Annotated in this window: 12 protein-coding genes; all 12 read left to right on the forward strand. The window is 70.7% G+C overall.

All coding sequences use genetic code 11. From position 1 onward, the window contains the following. Positions 1 to 31: 31 nt before the first annotated feature. From nuoE to PCC79_RS04285, 12 genes are read left to right on the forward strand one after another with little or no spacing between them, the layout of a single operon-like run. Positions 32 to 730, forward strand: coding sequence for an NADH-quinone oxidoreductase subunit NuoE (nuoE, locus tag PCC79_RS04230; protein ID WP_232549966.1), 699 nt, complete (start codon positions 32 to 34; stop codon positions 728 to 730). Further along, on the forward strand, positions 727 to 2,043 hold the full coding sequence (nuoF, locus tag PCC79_RS04235; protein ID WP_232549930.1) for an NADH-quinone oxidoreductase subunit NuoF: 1,317 nt from the start codon (positions 727 to 729) through the stop codon (positions 2,041 to 2,043). Before nuoE ends, nuoF begins: the two co-directional genes overlap by 4 nt. Next, positions 2,040 to 4,433, forward strand: coding sequence for an NADH-quinone oxidoreductase subunit G (locus PCC79_RS04240; protein WP_342373114.1), 2,394 nt, complete (start codon positions 2,040 to 2,042; stop codon positions 4,431 to 4,433). The genes nuoF and PCC79_RS04240 overlap by 4 nt, the downstream gene beginning before the upstream one ends. Beyond that, a complete protein-coding gene (gene nuoH, locus PCC79_RS04245) occupies positions 4,430 to 5,776 on the forward strand; it encodes an NADH-quinone oxidoreductase subunit NuoH (RefSeq protein ID WP_232549928.1) in 1,347 nt (448 codons plus the stop codon). The genes PCC79_RS04240 and nuoH overlap by 4 nt, the downstream gene beginning before the upstream one ends. Further along, a complete protein-coding gene (gene nuoI / locus PCC79_RS04250) occupies positions 5,776 to 6,336 on the forward strand; it encodes an NADH-quinone oxidoreductase subunit NuoI (protein WP_232549927.1) in 561 nt (186 codons plus the stop codon). The genes nuoH and nuoI overlap by 1 nt, the downstream gene beginning before the upstream one ends. A gap of 8 nt (positions 6,337 to 6,344) precedes the next feature. Then, positions 6,345 to 7,151, forward strand: coding sequence for an NADH-quinone oxidoreductase subunit J (locus PCC79_RS04255; protein WP_269779639.1), 807 nt, complete (start codon positions 6,345 to 6,347; stop codon positions 7,149 to 7,151). Positions 7,152 to 7,159: 8 nt separating this feature from the next. Continuing rightward, positions 7,160 to 7,459, forward strand: coding sequence for an NADH-quinone oxidoreductase subunit NuoK (gene nuoK / locus PCC79_RS04260; RefSeq protein WP_232549925.1), 300 nt, complete (start codon positions 7,160 to 7,162; stop codon positions 7,457 to 7,459). A gap of 55 nt (positions 7,460 to 7,514) precedes the next feature. Continuing rightward, complete coding sequence (gene nuoL / locus PCC79_RS04265; RefSeq protein ID WP_232549965.1) at positions 7,515 to 9,380, forward strand: NADH-quinone oxidoreductase subunit L; 1,866 nt, start codon at positions 7,515 to 7,517, stop codon at positions 9,378 to 9,380. 13 nt (positions 9,381 to 9,393) lie between these two features. Beyond that, positions 9,394 to 10,905, forward strand: a complete 1,512-nt coding sequence (locus PCC79_RS04270) for an NADH-quinone oxidoreductase subunit M (protein WP_342373115.1) — start codon at positions 9,394 to 9,396, stop codon at positions 10,903 to 10,905. Next, positions 10,902 to 12,467 (forward strand): NADH-quinone oxidoreductase subunit NuoN, encoded by a 1,566-nt coding sequence (nuoN, locus tag PCC79_RS04275; protein WP_342373116.1) that lies wholly within the window; start codon positions 10,902 to 10,904, stop codon positions 12,465 to 12,467. Before PCC79_RS04270 ends, nuoN begins: the two co-directional genes overlap by 4 nt. Positions 12,468 to 12,505: 38 nt before the next feature. Continuing rightward, the gene (locus PCC79_RS04280; RefSeq protein ID WP_425325663.1) at positions 12,506 to 13,483 is read left to right on the forward strand and encodes a polyprenyl synthetase family protein; all 978 of its coding nucleotides are present in this window, start codon (positions 12,506 to 12,508) and stop codon (positions 13,481 to 13,483) included. Positions 13,484 to 13,486: 3 nt separating this feature from the next. After that, the gene (locus tag PCC79_RS04285) at positions 13,487 to 14,872 is read left to right on the forward strand and encodes an amidase (protein WP_232549922.1); all 1,386 of its coding nucleotides are present in this window, start codon (positions 13,487 to 13,489) and stop codon (positions 14,870 to 14,872) included. Positions 14,873 to 14,879: the final 7 nt, after the last annotated feature.

Consider the following 14,879-nt stretch of genomic DNA (forward strand, 5'->3'; position numbering starts at 1 on the left):
GAGCTGGTTCCCGGAGTCGGGCTCGGTCGACATGGCCGACACGAGCACGAACATCACCGAGGAGACCATCGCCGAGATGCGTCAGCTCGCCGAGCGGTACCCCCAGGCGCGCTCGGCGCTCCTGCCGATGCTGCACCTGGTGCAGTCCGTGGACGGCCGGGTGTCGCCGGCCGGCATCCAGGCGTGCGCGGAGGTGCTCGGCATCACCGCCGCCCAGGTCTCCGGGGTCGCGACGTTCTACACGATGTACAAGCGGCGCCCCGGCGGCAAGCACCACGTCGGCGTCTGCACGACCGCGCTTTGTGCGGTGATGGGCGGCGACATCCTGATGGACGTCGTGGAGCAGAAGCTGGGCATCGGCGAGGGCGAGACGACCCCCGACGGCCTGTTCAGCCTGGAGCGCGTCGAGTGCAACGCGGCGTGCGACTTCGCGCCCGTCATGATGGTCAACTGGGAGTTCATGGACAACATGACCCCCGAGTCCGCGAACCGGCTGATCGAGGATCTCGCCGCCGGGCGTGTCGTCCATTCCACGCGCGGTGCGGAGCTGGTCGGCTGGAAGGAGACCGAGCGGGTGCTCGCCGGCTTCCCCGACGGTCGGGCCGACGAGGGGCCGGCGGCGGGGCACGCGTCCCTGCTCGGCCTGGACATCGCGGCCGATCGCGGGTGGAGCGCACCCCCCGCTCGCGCGGTGCAGGCGTCCGAGACGACCCAGGAGGAGGCGCAGTGACCGATCTGCTGACCCCCGTGCTGTCGGCCAACTGGGCCGACGAGCGCGCGTGGAAGATCACGAACTACGAGCGCACCGGCGGCTACCAGGGGTTGCGCAAGGCCCTCGGCCGCACCCCGGCCGACGTCATGGGCACGGTGAAGGACGCCGGGCTGCGCGGTCGCGGCGGGGCCGGCTTCCCGACCGGCATGAAGTGGAGCTTCGTGCCGCAGGACAACCCGAACCCCAAGTACCTCGTGGTGAACGCCGACGAGTCCGAGCCCGGCACGTGCAAGGACATGCCGCTGATGATGGCCTCGCCGCACACGCTGGTGGAGGGCGTCATCATCGCCAGCTACGCGATCGGCTGCGAGGCCGCCTTCATCTACGTGCGCGGCGAGGTGGTCCACGTGGTCCGCCGGCTGCAGCAGGCGGTGCGCGAGGCCTACTCGGCGGGGTACATCGGCAAGAACGTGCTCGGCTCGGGGTACTCCCTCGACGTGGTCGTGCACGCCGGCGCCGGCGCGTACATCTGCGGCGAGGAGACCGCGTTGCTCGACTCGCTCGAGGGACGCCGCGGCCAGCCCCGCCTGCGCCCGCCGTTCCCGGCGGTGGCCGGCCTGTATGCGTGCCCCACGGTGGTCAACAACGTCGAGTCGATCGCGTCGGTGCCGAGCATCATCGCCAACGGCGCGGAGTGGTTCGCCTCGATGGGCACCGAGAAGTCGAAGGGCATGACCCTGTACTCGCTCTCCGGGCACGTGCAGCGTCCCGGCCAGTTCGAGGCGCCCCTGGGCATCACGCTGCGGCAGCTCATCGAGCTCTCCGGCGGCGTCCGCGAGGGCCACGAGCTCAAGTTCTGGACGCCGGGCGGCAGCTCGACGCCGATCCTGACCGCGGAACACCTCGACATCCCGCTCGACTACGAGGGTGCCGCCGCCGCCGGCACCATGCTCGGCACCAAGGCCCTGCAGGTCTTCGACGAGACCACCTCGGTGGTGCGCACCACGCTGCGCTGGGTGGAGTTCTACAAGCACGAGTCGTGCGGCAAGTGCACGCCGTGTCGCGAGGGCAGCTGGTGGCTGGTGCAGCTGCTGCAGCGCTTCGAGGCCGGCACCGCCGTCGAGGGCGACATCGAGAAGATGCTCGACCTGTGCGACAACATCGGTGGCAAGTCGTTCTGCGCCCTGGCGGACGGCGCCGTCGCCTGCGTCACCAGCGCCGTGAAGCACTTCCGCTCCGAGTTCGAGGCCGGCTACACCACGCCCGCGTGGGAGCTGTTCCCCTACGAACGCAGCGCCCTGTTCGCCGCACCGAAGGGAGCCCACGCATGAGCGTCGAGGCCAAGGCGGCCGAGGTCGCCACCAGCGACCTGATCAGCGTCTTCATCGACGGCACCGAGGTGCAGGTGCCGAAGGGCACGCTCGCCATCAGGGCGGCCGAGATGATCGGCGTCGACATCCCGCGCTTCTGCGACCACCCGTTGCTCGACCCGGTCGGCGCGTGCCGCCAGTGCATGGTCGAGGTGCCCGACATGGGCAACGGACGCGGCATGCCGAAGCCGCAGGCGTCCTGCACCCTCGAGGTGGCGCCGAACATGCAGATCAAGACGCAGGTGAGCAGCCCCGTGGCCGACAAGGCGCAGACGGGCATGCTCGAACTGCTGCTCATCAACCACCCGCTCGACTGCCCGATCTGCGACAAGGGCGGCGAGTGCCCGTTGCAGAACCAGGCGCTCAGCCACGGCCCCGCCGAGTCGCGGTACCTGGGGGTCAAGCGGACGTTCCCGAAGCCGGTCGCGATCTCGGCCCAGGTGCTGCTCGATCGGGAGCGGTGCGTGCTGTGCGCGCGGTGCACTCGGTTCTCCGAGCAGATCTCCGGCGACCCCTTCATCGCGCTCGTCGAGCGCGGCGCGCTGCAGCAGGTCGGCTTCTATGAGGACAAGCCGTACGACAGCTACTTCTCCGGCAACGTCATCCAGATCTGCCCGGTCGGCGCGCTGACCAGCGCCGACTACCGCTTCCAGGCCCGGCCGTTCGACCTCGTGTCGACACCGGTGACCTGTGAGATCTGCGCCTCGGGTTGCCAGCTCCGCACCGACCACCGGCACTACCAGGTGAAGCGGCGTCTCGCGGGCAACGCCCCCGAGGTCAACGAGGAGTGGAACTGCGACCGTGGCCGGTTCGCCTTCCACTCCGGCCGCCTGGCCGACCGGCTGACCAGCCCGCTCGTCCGCGACGGCGGCGTGCTGCGGCCGGCGTCCTGGCCCGAGGCGATCGACGCCGCGGTGGCCGGGTTGCGCCGCGCGGGCAGCAGCGTCGGTGTGCTCACGGGCGGACGCCTCACCCTCGAGAACGCCTACGGCTACGCCAAGTTCGCCCGGGTCGTGCTCGGCACCAACAACGTCGACTTCCGCTCCCGGCCCCACTCGTTGGAGGAGGGCCAGTTCCTGGCGCACGCCGTGGCCGGACGCACGGTGGGCGAGGGCGTCACCTACGCCGACCTGGAAAACGCGTCCCAGGTGATCTGCGTCGCGTTCGAGCCGGAGGAGGAGAGCCCCATCGTCTTCCTGCGCCTCCGCAAGGCCGTGCGCAAGAAGAAGCTGAAGGTCGTCACCGTCGCCCCGTTCGCCAGCAACGGCGCGGAGAAGCTGGGTGCCCACCTGGTGCCGACGGTCCCCGGGACGGAGGCCGAGGTCGTCGGCAAGCTGGACGCGGACGCCGACACGGTGATCTTGGTCGGCGAGCGGGCCGCCTCCTCGCTCGGGACGTTCACGGCCCTGCTCGAGCTGGCCGGTCGCTCCGGCGCCCGCCTGGCCTGGGTGCCGCGGCGGGCGGGGGATCGCGGTGCCGTCGAGGCCGGCTGCCTGCCGAACCTGCTGCCCGGGGGGCGTCCCGTGACCGACGCGAGCGCCCGGGTGGACGTGCAGGCCGCGTGGGCGGTGCCGACGCTGCCGACGACGCCAGGCCTGGACGCCGGCGCGATGCTGCATGCCGCCGGAACCGGCAGCCTGGCCGCGCTCGTGGTGGCCGGCGTCGAGCCGACGGACTTCGCGGACGCCGAGGCGGCCCGGGCTTCCCTCGAGGGGGCCGGTTTCGTGCTGAGCCTGGAGACGCGGCTGTCCGAGGTCGCGGAGCGGGCCGACGTGGTGCTGCCGGTCGATCTGATCGAGGAGCAGTCGGGCACGTTCGTGAACTGGGAGCACCGCGAGGGGCGCGTGAACCGGGTGAACCGTCAGGCGCGCTCGGCCATGATTGACCTGCGGGTGCTGGCGATGCTGGCCGACGCGCTGGGCTCCGACCTCGGCGTCCGCCGGGCGAGCGGGGCCAAGGCGGAGCTCACCGAGCTCGGCGTCTGGGAGGGCGAGCGCGCCGCCGCACCCGCGGAGGCAGCCGCCTCCGGCGTGGGCACGGGCCTCGTGCTCGGCTCGTGGCGCCTGCTCATCGACGGCTCGGCCGGCAATGACGGCTCCGAGGCGCTGCTCGCGACCGCCAAGCGGCCCGTGGCGCGCCTCAGCGAGGCGACGGCGTCCGGCCTCGGGCTGGCCGACGGCGACCAGGTGACGGTGGCGGCGGGCAACGGCGTGTGGGAGCTGCCGCTGGTCGTGACGCCCTCGATGGTGGACGGGGTCTGTTGGGTCCCCGGGAACGTGGCCGGTGTCGGTCTCGGCGAACTCGCCGTGACGCCCGGTGAATCGGTGCAGGTGAACGGAGGTGCGGCATGAACCCCCAGGACATCTCGATCTTCGGCAATGATCCGTGGTGGATCGTGCTGATCAAGGTGATCGGCGTGGTCGTCCTGCTGTTGACGTGGACGATCTTCAACGTCTGGTACGAGCGGCGGCTGGTCGCCAAGATGCAGCACCGCCTCGGCCCGATCATGAACCCGACGTGGCTCGGTGGCCTCGGCCAGGCGCTCGGCGACGGCCTGAAGCTGATGTTCAAGGAGGACTTCGCGCCGGGCATGGTCGACAAGGTGCTGTTCTCCATCGCCCCGCTGCTGGCGGGTGTGACGGCGTTCACCGCCTGGTCGGTCATCCCGCTGGGCGGCGAGGTGAACATGTTCGGCGTCGCGACGCGCCTGCAGGTCACCGACATGCCCGTCTCCGCGCTGCTGATCCTCGCAATGGGGTCGGTCGCCGTGTACGGGTTCGTGCTCGCCGGCTGGAGCTCCCAGTCGCCCTATTCGCTGCTCGGCTCGCTGCGCAGCTCGGCGCAGATGATCTCGTATGAGATCTCCATGGGCCTGTCGTTCGTGGCGGTGTTCCTGTACTCCGGCACCATGTCGACCTCTGAGATCGTCGCGGCGCAGGCCCGCCCGCTGATCGGCGAGGGCTTCCTCGGGCTGCAGCAGTGGTACTGGCTGCTCCTGGCGCCGTCGTTCATCATCTACGTCATCTCGATGGTCGGCGAGACCAACCGGGCGCCGTTCGACCTGCCCGAGTGCGAGTCCGAGCTCGTCTCGGGCCACCTGACGGAGTACAACGGCTTCCGCTACGCCATCTTCTTCCTCGCCGAGTACATCAACATGGCGACCGTGTCGGCGGTGGCGACCACGCTGTTCCTCGGCGGCTACCACGCCCCGTGGCCCCTGGCGCTGATCCCGGGCATCGACTCCGGCTACTGGGGGCTGCTCTGGTTCATGCTGAAGGTGCAGCTCCTCATCTCCTTCTTCGTGTGGCTGCGCGGCACGCTGCCGCGGTTCCGCTACGACCAGTTCATGGCGCTGGGGTGGAAGTGGTTGATCCCGATCTCGCTGGCGTGGATCATGCTGATCGCGCTCGTGCGGGGTCTCATGAACCACGGCCTGCTGCAGGGCCCGGTGGTGTGGATCATCATCGGTGCTGCGGCCCTCGCGTTGGTCGCCCTGTTCTTCCTGGGGGGCAACGACGAGGAGCGCGACCTGGAGGACATTCCGGCGGGCGAGGTCGACGCCTTCGCCGGCGGGTACCCCGTTCCGCCACTGCCCGGCCAGGAGCTCCCCGAGCTCGCCGGCGTGGTGCGCGGTGAGCCGGAGCCCGACACCGTGGCGCCGGTGGCGTCCGACGACTACCGAGAGGGACAGTGATGGGACTGTTCGACGCGTGGGCCGGTTTCGGCGTCACCTTCAAGACCATCTTCCGCAAGACCTTCACGCAGGGCTACCCGCAGAAGGGACGCGAGAAGGTCACCGCGCCGCGCTTCCACGGCAGGCACCAGCTCAACCGCTGGCCCGACGGGCTGGAGAAGTGCGTCGGCTGTGAGCTGTGCGCGTGGGCGTGCCCCGCCGATGCGATCTACGTCGAGGGCGCGGACAACACCGAGGCCGACCGCTACTCCCCGGGGGAGCGCTACGGCCGCGTCTACCAGATCAACTACCTGCGCTGCATCCTGTGCGGCCTGTGCATCGAGGCCTGCCCGACGCGGGCCCTCACGATGACCAACGACTTCAAGCTCGCGGACACCTCGCGGGAGAAGATGATCTACACCAAGGACCGCCTCCTCGCCCCGCTGCTGCCGGGCATGGAGGAGCCGCCGCACCCGCGCCGCCTGGGTCTCGACGAGAAGGACTACTTCCTCGGCCTGCCCCCCACCGGCGTCCCGGACACGCGGACCGGTCCCGTCGAGGCGAAGGGGGCCACATCGTGAACCCGGCCATGGTTCCGCTCGTGACGGGGGCGGAGGTGACCTTCTGGATCGCGGCGCCGATCGCGATCCTCGGTGCCCTCGGGCTCGTCTTCGCCCGCCGCGCGGTGTACGCCGCGCTCGGGATGGCGGTGTCGATGATCAGCCTCGCCGTGCTGTACGCGTCGATGGACGCGCCGTTCCTGGCGATGATCCAGGTCATCGTCTACACCGGTGCGGTGATGATGATGTTCCTGTTCGTGCTGATGATGGTCGGCGTCGACACCCCCGACTCGGTCGTCGAGACGCTCAAGGGTCAGCGCTTCCTCGCCATCCTCGCCGGCATCGGCGCGGCCGCCCTGCTGGTCTTCGCGGTCGGCGGGGCGGTGGTGAACCCGCCGGTCACCACGATCGAGGCGAACGCCGCGCGCGGCGGCAACGTCGAGGGCCTCGCCGAACTGCTGTTCGGCCGCTACGTCTTCGTGTTCGAGCTGACCTCGGCCCTGCTCATCAGCGGCGCCGTGGGCGCGATGCTGCTGGCACACCACCAGCGCGTCACGCCCAAGAAGCGGCAGCGCGAGATGGCCGCGGATCGCATGGCCGCCTACCGCACCAGCGGCGAGCACCCCGGCCCGCTGCCCAACTCTGGCGTGTACGCCCACACCAACGCCATCGGCGCCCCGGCGCTGCTGCCCGACGGGTCGGTCGCCGAGAAGTCGCTCTCGCAGACCCTCATCCTGCGCGGGGCCTCGCTGGACGCCCCCGCCCTGGCCAAGGTGACCAACGAGACCTTCGCGGCCATCGAGGCCGTCGCGGACGACGACGAGGACGAGGAGTGAGCCCGGTGATGAACCCCGAGAACTACCTCATCCTCGCGGCGATCCTGTTCTCCATCGGCGCGGTCGGCGTCCTCGTGCGCCGCAATGCGCTCGTGGCCTTCATGTGTGTGGAGCTCATGTTGAACGCGACCAACATCGTGCTCGTCGCCGGTTCGCACATCCACGGCGGCCTGGACGGGCAGGTGGCGACCTTCTTCGTGATGGTCGTCGCGGCCGCCGAGGTCGTCGTCGGCCTGGCGATCATCGTGTCGATCTTCAAGACCCGCCGCTCGACCTCGGTCGACGACGCCAACCTGCTGAAGCTCTGAGGTGGCTGACGTGATCCTTCTCGAGACCATCGTCGAACCGGTCGCGGCGACCGGCATGTACGCCCACCTGTGGCTCATGATCGCCGTGCCTGCGCTCTCGGCGGCCGTGCTGCTGCTCGCGGGCCGGGTGTCGGACGCCTGGGGCCACCTGTTGGCGACCGCCGCGGTCATCGTCTCCTTCGGGGTGGCGCTCGCGGTCTTCACCTCGATGCTGATCAACGACCCGGGCGTGCGACGCGTCTCCCTGCCGCTCTACACGTGGTTCAGCACGGGGGAGTGGGAGTTCGGCGTCGGGTTGCTGGTGGACCAGCTCTCGATCCTGTTCGCCCTGCTCATCACGGGCGTCGGCAGCCTGATCCACATCTACGCCATCGGGTACATGGCCCACGACGCCCGTCGCCGTCGCTTCTTCGCCTACCTCAACCTGTTCATCGCCGCCATGCTGGTGCTGGTGCTGGCCGACAACTACCTCGTGCTGTTCGTCGGCTGGGAGGGGGTCGGTCTGGCGTCCTACCTGCTGATCAGCTTCTGGCAGCACAAGCCGGCCGCTGCGGCCGCCGGCGTCAAGGCGCTGGTCATGAATCGCGTCGGTGACCTCGGCATGCTCATCGCGATCTTCACGATGCTGGCCCTGTTCGGCTCCAGCTCGTTCGCCGTCGTGAACGCCGGTGTCGCGGAGGCGCCCGGCTTCTGGGTGACGGTCATGGGGTTCGCGCTGCTGCTCGGCGCGTGCGGCAAGTCCGCCCAGGTGCCGCTGCAGGCCTGGTTGCTCGACGCGATGGAGGGCCCCACCCCCGTGTCGGCCCTCATCCACGCCGCCACGATGGTCACCGCGGGCGTCTACCTGGTCGTCCGCAGCCACGCGATCTTCGAGCTCGCACCGATCGCCCAGACCGCCGTCGTGGTGGTCGGCACCGTCACGCTGCTCGCGGGCGCCTGGATTGGCTGCGCGCAGGATGACATCAAGAAGGTGCTCGCCGGTTCCACCATGAGCCAGATCGGCTACATGATGCTCGCCGCGGGCATCGGGCCGGCCGGCTACGCGTTCGCCATCTTCCACCTGCTCACCCACGGCTTCTTCAAGGCCAACATGTTCCTCGGGGCGGGCTCGCTCATGCACGGCATGCACGAGGGTGTCGACATGCGCCGTTACGGCGCCCTGCGCACCGCGATGAAGGTGACGTTCTGGACCTTCGCGATGGGTTACCTGGCCATCATCGGGTTCCCGCTGTTCTCCGGCTACTTCAGCAAGGACCACATCATCGAGGCGGCCTTCGAGCACAACCTGGTGGTCGGCCTGTGCGCCCTCATCGGCGCCGGCATCACCGCCTTCTACATGACGCGGCTGATGCTCATGACGTTCTTCGGCGAGCGCCGCTGGGACGAGGGCGTGCACCCCCACGAGTCGCCCAAGGTCATGACGATCCCGCTGATCGTGCTGGCCGTGTTCAGCGTCGGCGCCGGCATCGTGATGAACAACTGGATCCAGGGCTGGCTGGAGCCCGCGCTGGGCGTCCACCCGCACGAGCTGAGCCTGGTTCCGACCCCGGTCGGCCTGCTCACCATGGCCGTGGTCGCCGTCGGCGTCGCGCTGTCCTGGTTCGTGTTCGGACGCGGCCCGATCCCGCGCGTCGCCCCCGCCACCCGCAACCCGATCACGCTCGCCGGCCGCAACGTGCTCTTCGCCGATCAGGCCAACGGCCTGCTGTTCACCGGCCCGACCGTCGCGACCGCCCACGCCGTGGACGTGACCGACCGCGTCGGGATCGACGGTGCCGCCGACGGCACCGGACGGGCCTTCGGTGGCCTGTCCGCCATGGTCCGGCGGGTGCAGTCCGGGTACGCGCGCAGCTACGCCCTCATGATGCTGTTCGGCGTCCTCGCCGTCGGTGTCGTGCTGATCCTCAGCCAGCTCGGCTGAGACAGGAGTTGTCATGACATTCCCTTGGCTCACCTTCCTGGGGCTGCTGCCGCTGGTGGCCGGCCTGCTGCTGCTCCTGCCCATGGGCAGGGGGGCGGCGCGCACCCTCGGCTTCGCCGCCAGCATCGCGACCCTCGCCCTCGGCATCGCGGTCGTGTGGATGCACGCCACCGGCGTCACGCTGGCCGAGCAACTGCCGTGGATCCGCGCGTTCGGCGCTTGGTGGGCGCTCGACCTGGACGGCATGGGCGCGGCCATGGTGCTGCTCACCGTGGTCCTGGTGCCGCTCGTCCTGCTGGCGGAGTGGGATCTGCCGGGGGCCCGCTGGAGCGCGCAGGCCTACTTCGCCCTCGTCCTGATCCTCGAGGGCCTGGCGATCTTCGTGTTCACGGCCACCGACCTGCTGCTCTTCTACCTGTTCTTCGAGGCCACCCTCATCCCGGTCTACTTCCTCATGATCGGCTTCGGAGGGCCGCAGCGGGGCCGCGCAGCGGTCAAGTTCCTGATCTTCAGCCTGGCCGGTGGTCTCATCATGTTGGCCTCGGTGGTGGGTCTGTACGCCGTGAGCGCGTCCGCGGGGCAGCCGTCCTACCTGGTCGCCGACCTGGCGACGCTCGACCTGTCGGGCGATGTCGGCCGCTGGCTCATGGCGGGCCTCCTCGTGGCCTTCGTCGTGAAGGCACCGATGGTGCCCGTCCACACGTGGCTCCCGGATGCCGCCGAGCAGTCCACGCCCGGCACGGCCACGCTGCTGGTCGGCGTGCTGGACAAGATCGGCACGTTCGGCATGATCCGGTTCTGCCTCACCCTGTTCCCCGAGGCCAGCCAGTGGGTCGCGCCGTTCATGACGTGGTTCGCCGTGCTGTCCATCCTGTGGGGGGCGCTCGGGGCCCTCGCGTCGCGCAACCTCATGCGGCTCGTCGCCTACACCTCGGTGAGCCACTTCGGCTTCATGATCCTCGGCATCTACAGCTTCACGACGACGAGCCTGAGCGGGTCGATGTTCTACATGCTCAACCACGGCTTCTCGACCGCGGCGCTGTTCCTGGCGGCGGGGTACCTCATCAAGCGGCGCGGCACGGCCGACATCGCCGCGTACGGCGGCGTCCAGAAGGTGGCGCCGGTCGCCGCCGGCGTCCTGCTGCTGGCCGGTCTCTCGGCCCTCTCGCAGCCCGGAATGTCGACGTTCGTCAGTGAGTTCATGGTGCTCAGCGGCTCCTGGACCCGCAATCCCATCGTCACGCTCGTCGCGCTGCTCGGTGTGGTGCTGGGGGCGGCCTACGTCCTGCGGCTCTACCGCATCACCATGACGGGGCCGTTGACCACCGACGCCGGTGCCGCGTTCACCGGCCGTGACCTCACGGGGCTGGAGCGCTGGATCATGGTGCCGATCATCGGGATCCTGCTCGTGCTGGGGTTCGTCCCGGCGCCCGCGGTCGCCCTCGTCGAACCCACCGCCGTCACCACCCTGCAGCATCTGGGCATGACCGACCCCGCGCCGGTCGTGGAAGGAGTCGCACGATGACCGTCCTCGAGTTCGCCGCGCCCGTGCTGGAGTGGCGCGCCCTCGCGCCGATCCTGCTCGTGCTGGCCGCCGGCTGTCTCGGCATCCTGTTGGAGGCGGTGCTGCCGCACCACCTGCGGTTCGTCGCGCAGATGTCGCTGGTGCTCGCCAGCGTCGTGTTGTCGCTCGCCTTCCTCGTCATCAACTGGTTCCGGGGCATCTCCGGGGTGTTGGCCATGGGGTCGATCACCCTGGACGGGCCGGCCTACTTCCTGTGGGGAGCCCTGCTCGTGTTCGGGGCCCTGGCGTTCATGGTGTTCTCCGAGCGCCGGGTCAACGGTGGGGTGACCGCGTTCGCGGCGTCCGCGGCCGCGGTGCCCGGGTCGGTCGAGGAGGCCGAGTCGGCCCGCGCCGGCCGCGAGCACACCGAGGTCTTCCCGCTCGGCCTGTTCGCCCTCGGCGGCATGATGGTCTTCCTCGCCGCGAGCGACCTCATCACGCTGTTCGTCGCCCTCGAGGTGTTCTCCCTGCCGCTCTACCTGATGTGCGCGATGGCGCGTCGCCGCCGGCTCCTCAGCCAGGAGGCGGCCCTGAAGTACTTCCTGCTCGGCGCTTTCAGCTCCGGGTTCTTCCTCATGGGCATCGCACTGCTCTACGTCTACTCCGGCTCGTTCGACCTCGCCGCGATCCACGACGCGGTCACCGCGTCCGTGTTCGGCGAAGGGTTGCTGATCGCCGGGCTGGCGCTGCTGGGCGTCGGCCTGCTGTTCAAGATCGGTGCCGTGCCGTTCCACAGCTGGACGCCCGACGTGTACATGGGTGCTCCGACGCCCGTCACGGGCTTCATGGCCATCTGCACGAAGCTGGCGGCCGTGGGCGCCCTGCTGCGCGTGTTCTACGTGGCGCTGGACGGGGAGCGGTGGACGTGGCAGCCCCTGCTGGCGATCATCGCCGTGCTCACCATGGTGGTCGGCATCACCGCCGCCCTGACCCAGACCGACATCAAGCGGCTGCTGGCCTACAGCTCGATCGCGCACGCCGGGTTCATCCTCACCGCCGTCGTGGGCGCGAGCCAGATCGTGCCCGCGGGCCAGGCCACCTCGGCGGCGTCCATCATGTTCTACCTCGCGGCCTACGGTTTCGCGACCATCGGGGCGTTCGCGCTCGTGACGATGGTGCGCAACCCGGCGGGCGAGGAGAACGGCCTGGCGGGCTGGGCAGGTCTCGCCCGCAAGAACCCGGCCGTGGCGGGTCTCATGGCGCTGTTCATGCTGAGCTTCGCCGGCATCCCGCTCACCGGTGGGTTCATCGGCAAGTGGGCCGTGTTCACCGCGGCCTGGCGTGGCGGTTACTGGTGGCTCGTGATCGTCGCCGCGCTCGCGAGCCTCGTCGGCGCCTGGTTCTACCTGCGGGTCATCGTCGTCATGTTCGGTCAGGAACCGGCGAAGGGCACGTTCGTCGGCTCGGCGAGCGCGTGGACGTGGATCCCGGTCGTGGTCGGTGCCGTGGCGACCCTGTGGCTGGGCATGCTGCCCGATTCGGTCATGCAGCTTGCTACGTTTGCAGGGACGTTCCTGCGCTGAGCCGGAAGTCCTGCCGATCAAGGAGTCACGTGACGTCCATCACCCATCCGGGGGCCGACCCGGCGTTCGAGGCTGAAGTCCGCGAGCGCCTCGACGCGATCGAGGCTGCCTTGCACGCCACGGCGCTGGCCGACACCCCGTTCGTGACGGAGGTCTCCCGGCACCTGCTGGCGGCGGGCGGCAAGCGGTTCCGGCCGCTGCTGGTCGTGCTGGCCTCGCAGCTCTACGCCGACGCGGCGCCCGCTGACGTCGTCAAGGCGGCCGTGGTGATGGAGCTGACGCACGTCGCATCGCTCTACCACGACGACGTCATGGATTCGGCCGACGTTCGCCGCGGCGTCCCCAGCGCCAACAGCCGGTACGGCAACGAGGTCGCGATCCTGGTTGGCGACTACCTGTTCGCCCGCGCGAGCTCGACCGTTGCCCAACTCGGCACCGAGTACGTCGCCCTGCAGGCGGAGACGTTTGCGCGTCTCGTCCAGGGTCAGATCGCGGAGACGCGCGGGCCGGCTGCGGGGGAGGACCCCCTGGCCCACTACCTGAGCGTCGTCGCCGACAAGACGGGTTCGCTCATCGCCGCCTCGGCCATGTTCGGGGCCATGGTGGCCGGGTCGCCGCGCGAGGTCGTGGCGGCGCTGGCCGCCTACGGCGAGGAGATCGGCCTCGTCTTCCAGCTCAGCGACGACATCATCGACATCGCCTCCGACACCTCCGGCAAGACGCCCGGGACCGACCTCCGCGAAGGGGTCGCCACCTTGCCGACGCTGCTGCTGGGGGCGTCGGAGGATCCGGCGGACGCCCGCCTGCGCGACCTGGTGTCCCGGCCGTTGTCCGATGACGCCGAGGTGGCCGAGGCCCTGGCCGGGCTGCGGGCCCACCGCGTGATGGACGACGCCCGTGCCGAGGTGGAGCGGCGCGCCGAGTCGGCCCGGGCGCACGTGGCCGTGCTGCCGCCCGGCGAGGCCCGGGACGCGTTGGTGGCGCTCTGCGACACCGTCGTCCAGCGGTCGTCCTAGGCCATGACCGCTGCCGCGGTGGACGCCGTCGCCCTGGCCGCGGCCGTGCGCGCGGGAGAGGTGTCCGCGCGGGAGGTGGCCGAGGCGGCCCTCGCCCGGGGAGAGGGGCTGAACCCCTCCCTGGGGGCGTTCGCCGCGTTCGCCGCGGAGCGGGCCCTGGGGCAGGCCGACGCGGTCGACGCCGCGGTGGCCTCCGGCACCCTGGGCGACGCCCCGCTGGCCGGGGTGCCGTTGCCGATCAAGGATCTCGTCGAGGTCGCTGGCGTGCCGTTCGCGGCGGGCAGCCGCGCGCTGGCAGGCACTCTCGCCGGCGCGACGGATGTCTCGGCCGCGCGGCTGGAGGCCGCCGGGGCGGTGACCGTGGGCAAGACGGCCACACCGGAGTTCGGCTTCCCCTGCTACACCGAGCCGGACGGCGCCCCGCCGGCGGTGACGCCGTGGGATCCGACGCGCATGGCCGGCGGGTCGAGCGGTGGCGCGGCCGCGGCGGTGGCGTCCGGCATCGTGCCGATCGCCCACGCCTCCGACGGGGGCGGCTCCATCCGCATTCCGGCGTCGTGTTGCGGGCTGGTCGGGCTGAAGCCGTCGCGCGGCCTCGTCGACACGATGCCGTCGCGGTTGCCGGGCCCCGGCCTGGTGAGTGATGGCGTCCTCACCACCACGGTGCGCGACACGGCGTGGGCCCTGGACGTGCTCGCCCCCGGCCACCACTTCTTCGCCGGCCTGGACGCCGCCGGCACCGACCTGAGGATCGGCGTCCTGACCGAGCCGGTGATCTCCGACGCCGCCGCCGTCCACCCGGCCTGCCTGGCCGCGGTCGCGGAGGTCGCCGAACTGCTGGGCGCGCTGGGGCACCGCGTTGCGGAGGCGCCCCGCCCGTTCGCCGCGGACCGGTGGGCCGCCTTCGACGCCGTGTGGACGACCGGGGCGGCCTCGATCCCGCTGCCGCCGGAGGCCGACCCGGCGCTCACCCCCATGACCCGCTGGCTGCGCGCGCGGGGCCGCGCCGTGACCGGGGTGGAGTACGCCGCCGCCCTGGGGGAGATCGCCCGGCTGGAGTGGGACGTCGACCGGGCCTGGGGCGCCTTCGACGTCGTCCTGACGCCCACGCTCGCCCAGCCGCCCCTGCCCGTCGGGGCGCTGCGCAACGACGCCGACCCGGCGGCCGACTTCGCCGCCCAGATCGACTTCACCCCGTGGACGTCGATCGCGAACCTCACTGGGCGTCCGTCGGTCAGCCTCCCGCTGGTGCGGGCCGAGGTGGACGGGGTCGTGCTCCCCATCGGCGTCATGCTCACCGGACGCCGCGGTGCCGACGCCACCCTGCTGCTCCTCGCGGCCGAGCTCGAACTCGCCCTGCCCTGGCCGCGCACCGCGCCGGGTTTCTGAGCAACGG

It is taken from the genome of Propioniciclava soli, from assembly GCF_038502305.1.
GTDB classification, from domain to species: Bacteria; Actinomycetota; Actinomycetes; order Propionibacteriales; family Propionibacteriaceae; genus Propioniciclava; species Propioniciclava soli.

Coding starts and splice junctions, on each gene's coding strand:
- nuoE (WP_232549966.1), top strand. CDS start 32: ATGGCCGACACGAGCACGAACATCACCGAGGAGACCATCGCCGAGATG.
- PCC79_RS04240 (WP_342373114.1), top strand. CDS start 2,040: ATGAGCGTCGAGGCCAAGGCGGCCGAGGTCGCCACCAGCGACCTGATC.
- nuoH (WP_232549928.1), top strand. CDS start 4,430: ATGAACCCCCAGGACATCTCGATCTTCGGCAATGATCCGTGGTGGATC.
- nuoI (WP_232549927.1), top strand. CDS start 5,776: ATGGGACTGTTCGACGCGTGGGCCGGTTTCGGCGTCACCTTCAAGACC.
- PCC79_RS04255 (WP_269779639.1), top strand. CDS start 6,345: ATGGTTCCGCTCGTGACGGGGGCGGAGGTGACCTTCTGGATCGCGGCG.
- nuoK (WP_232549925.1), top strand. CDS start 7,160: ATGAACCCCGAGAACTACCTCATCCTCGCGGCGATCCTGTTCTCCATC.
- nuoL (WP_232549965.1), top strand. CDS start 7,515: ATGTACGCCCACCTGTGGCTCATGATCGCCGTGCCTGCGCTCTCGGCG.
- PCC79_RS04270 (WP_342373115.1), top strand. CDS start 9,394: ATGACATTCCCTTGGCTCACCTTCCTGGGGCTGCTGCCGCTGGTGGCC.
- nuoN (WP_342373116.1), top strand. CDS start 10,902: ATGACCGTCCTCGAGTTCGCCGCGCCCGTGCTGGAGTGGCGCGCCCTC.
- PCC79_RS04285 (WP_232549922.1), top strand. CDS start 13,487: ATGACCGCTGCCGCGGTGGACGCCGTCGCCCTGGCCGCGGCCGTGCGC.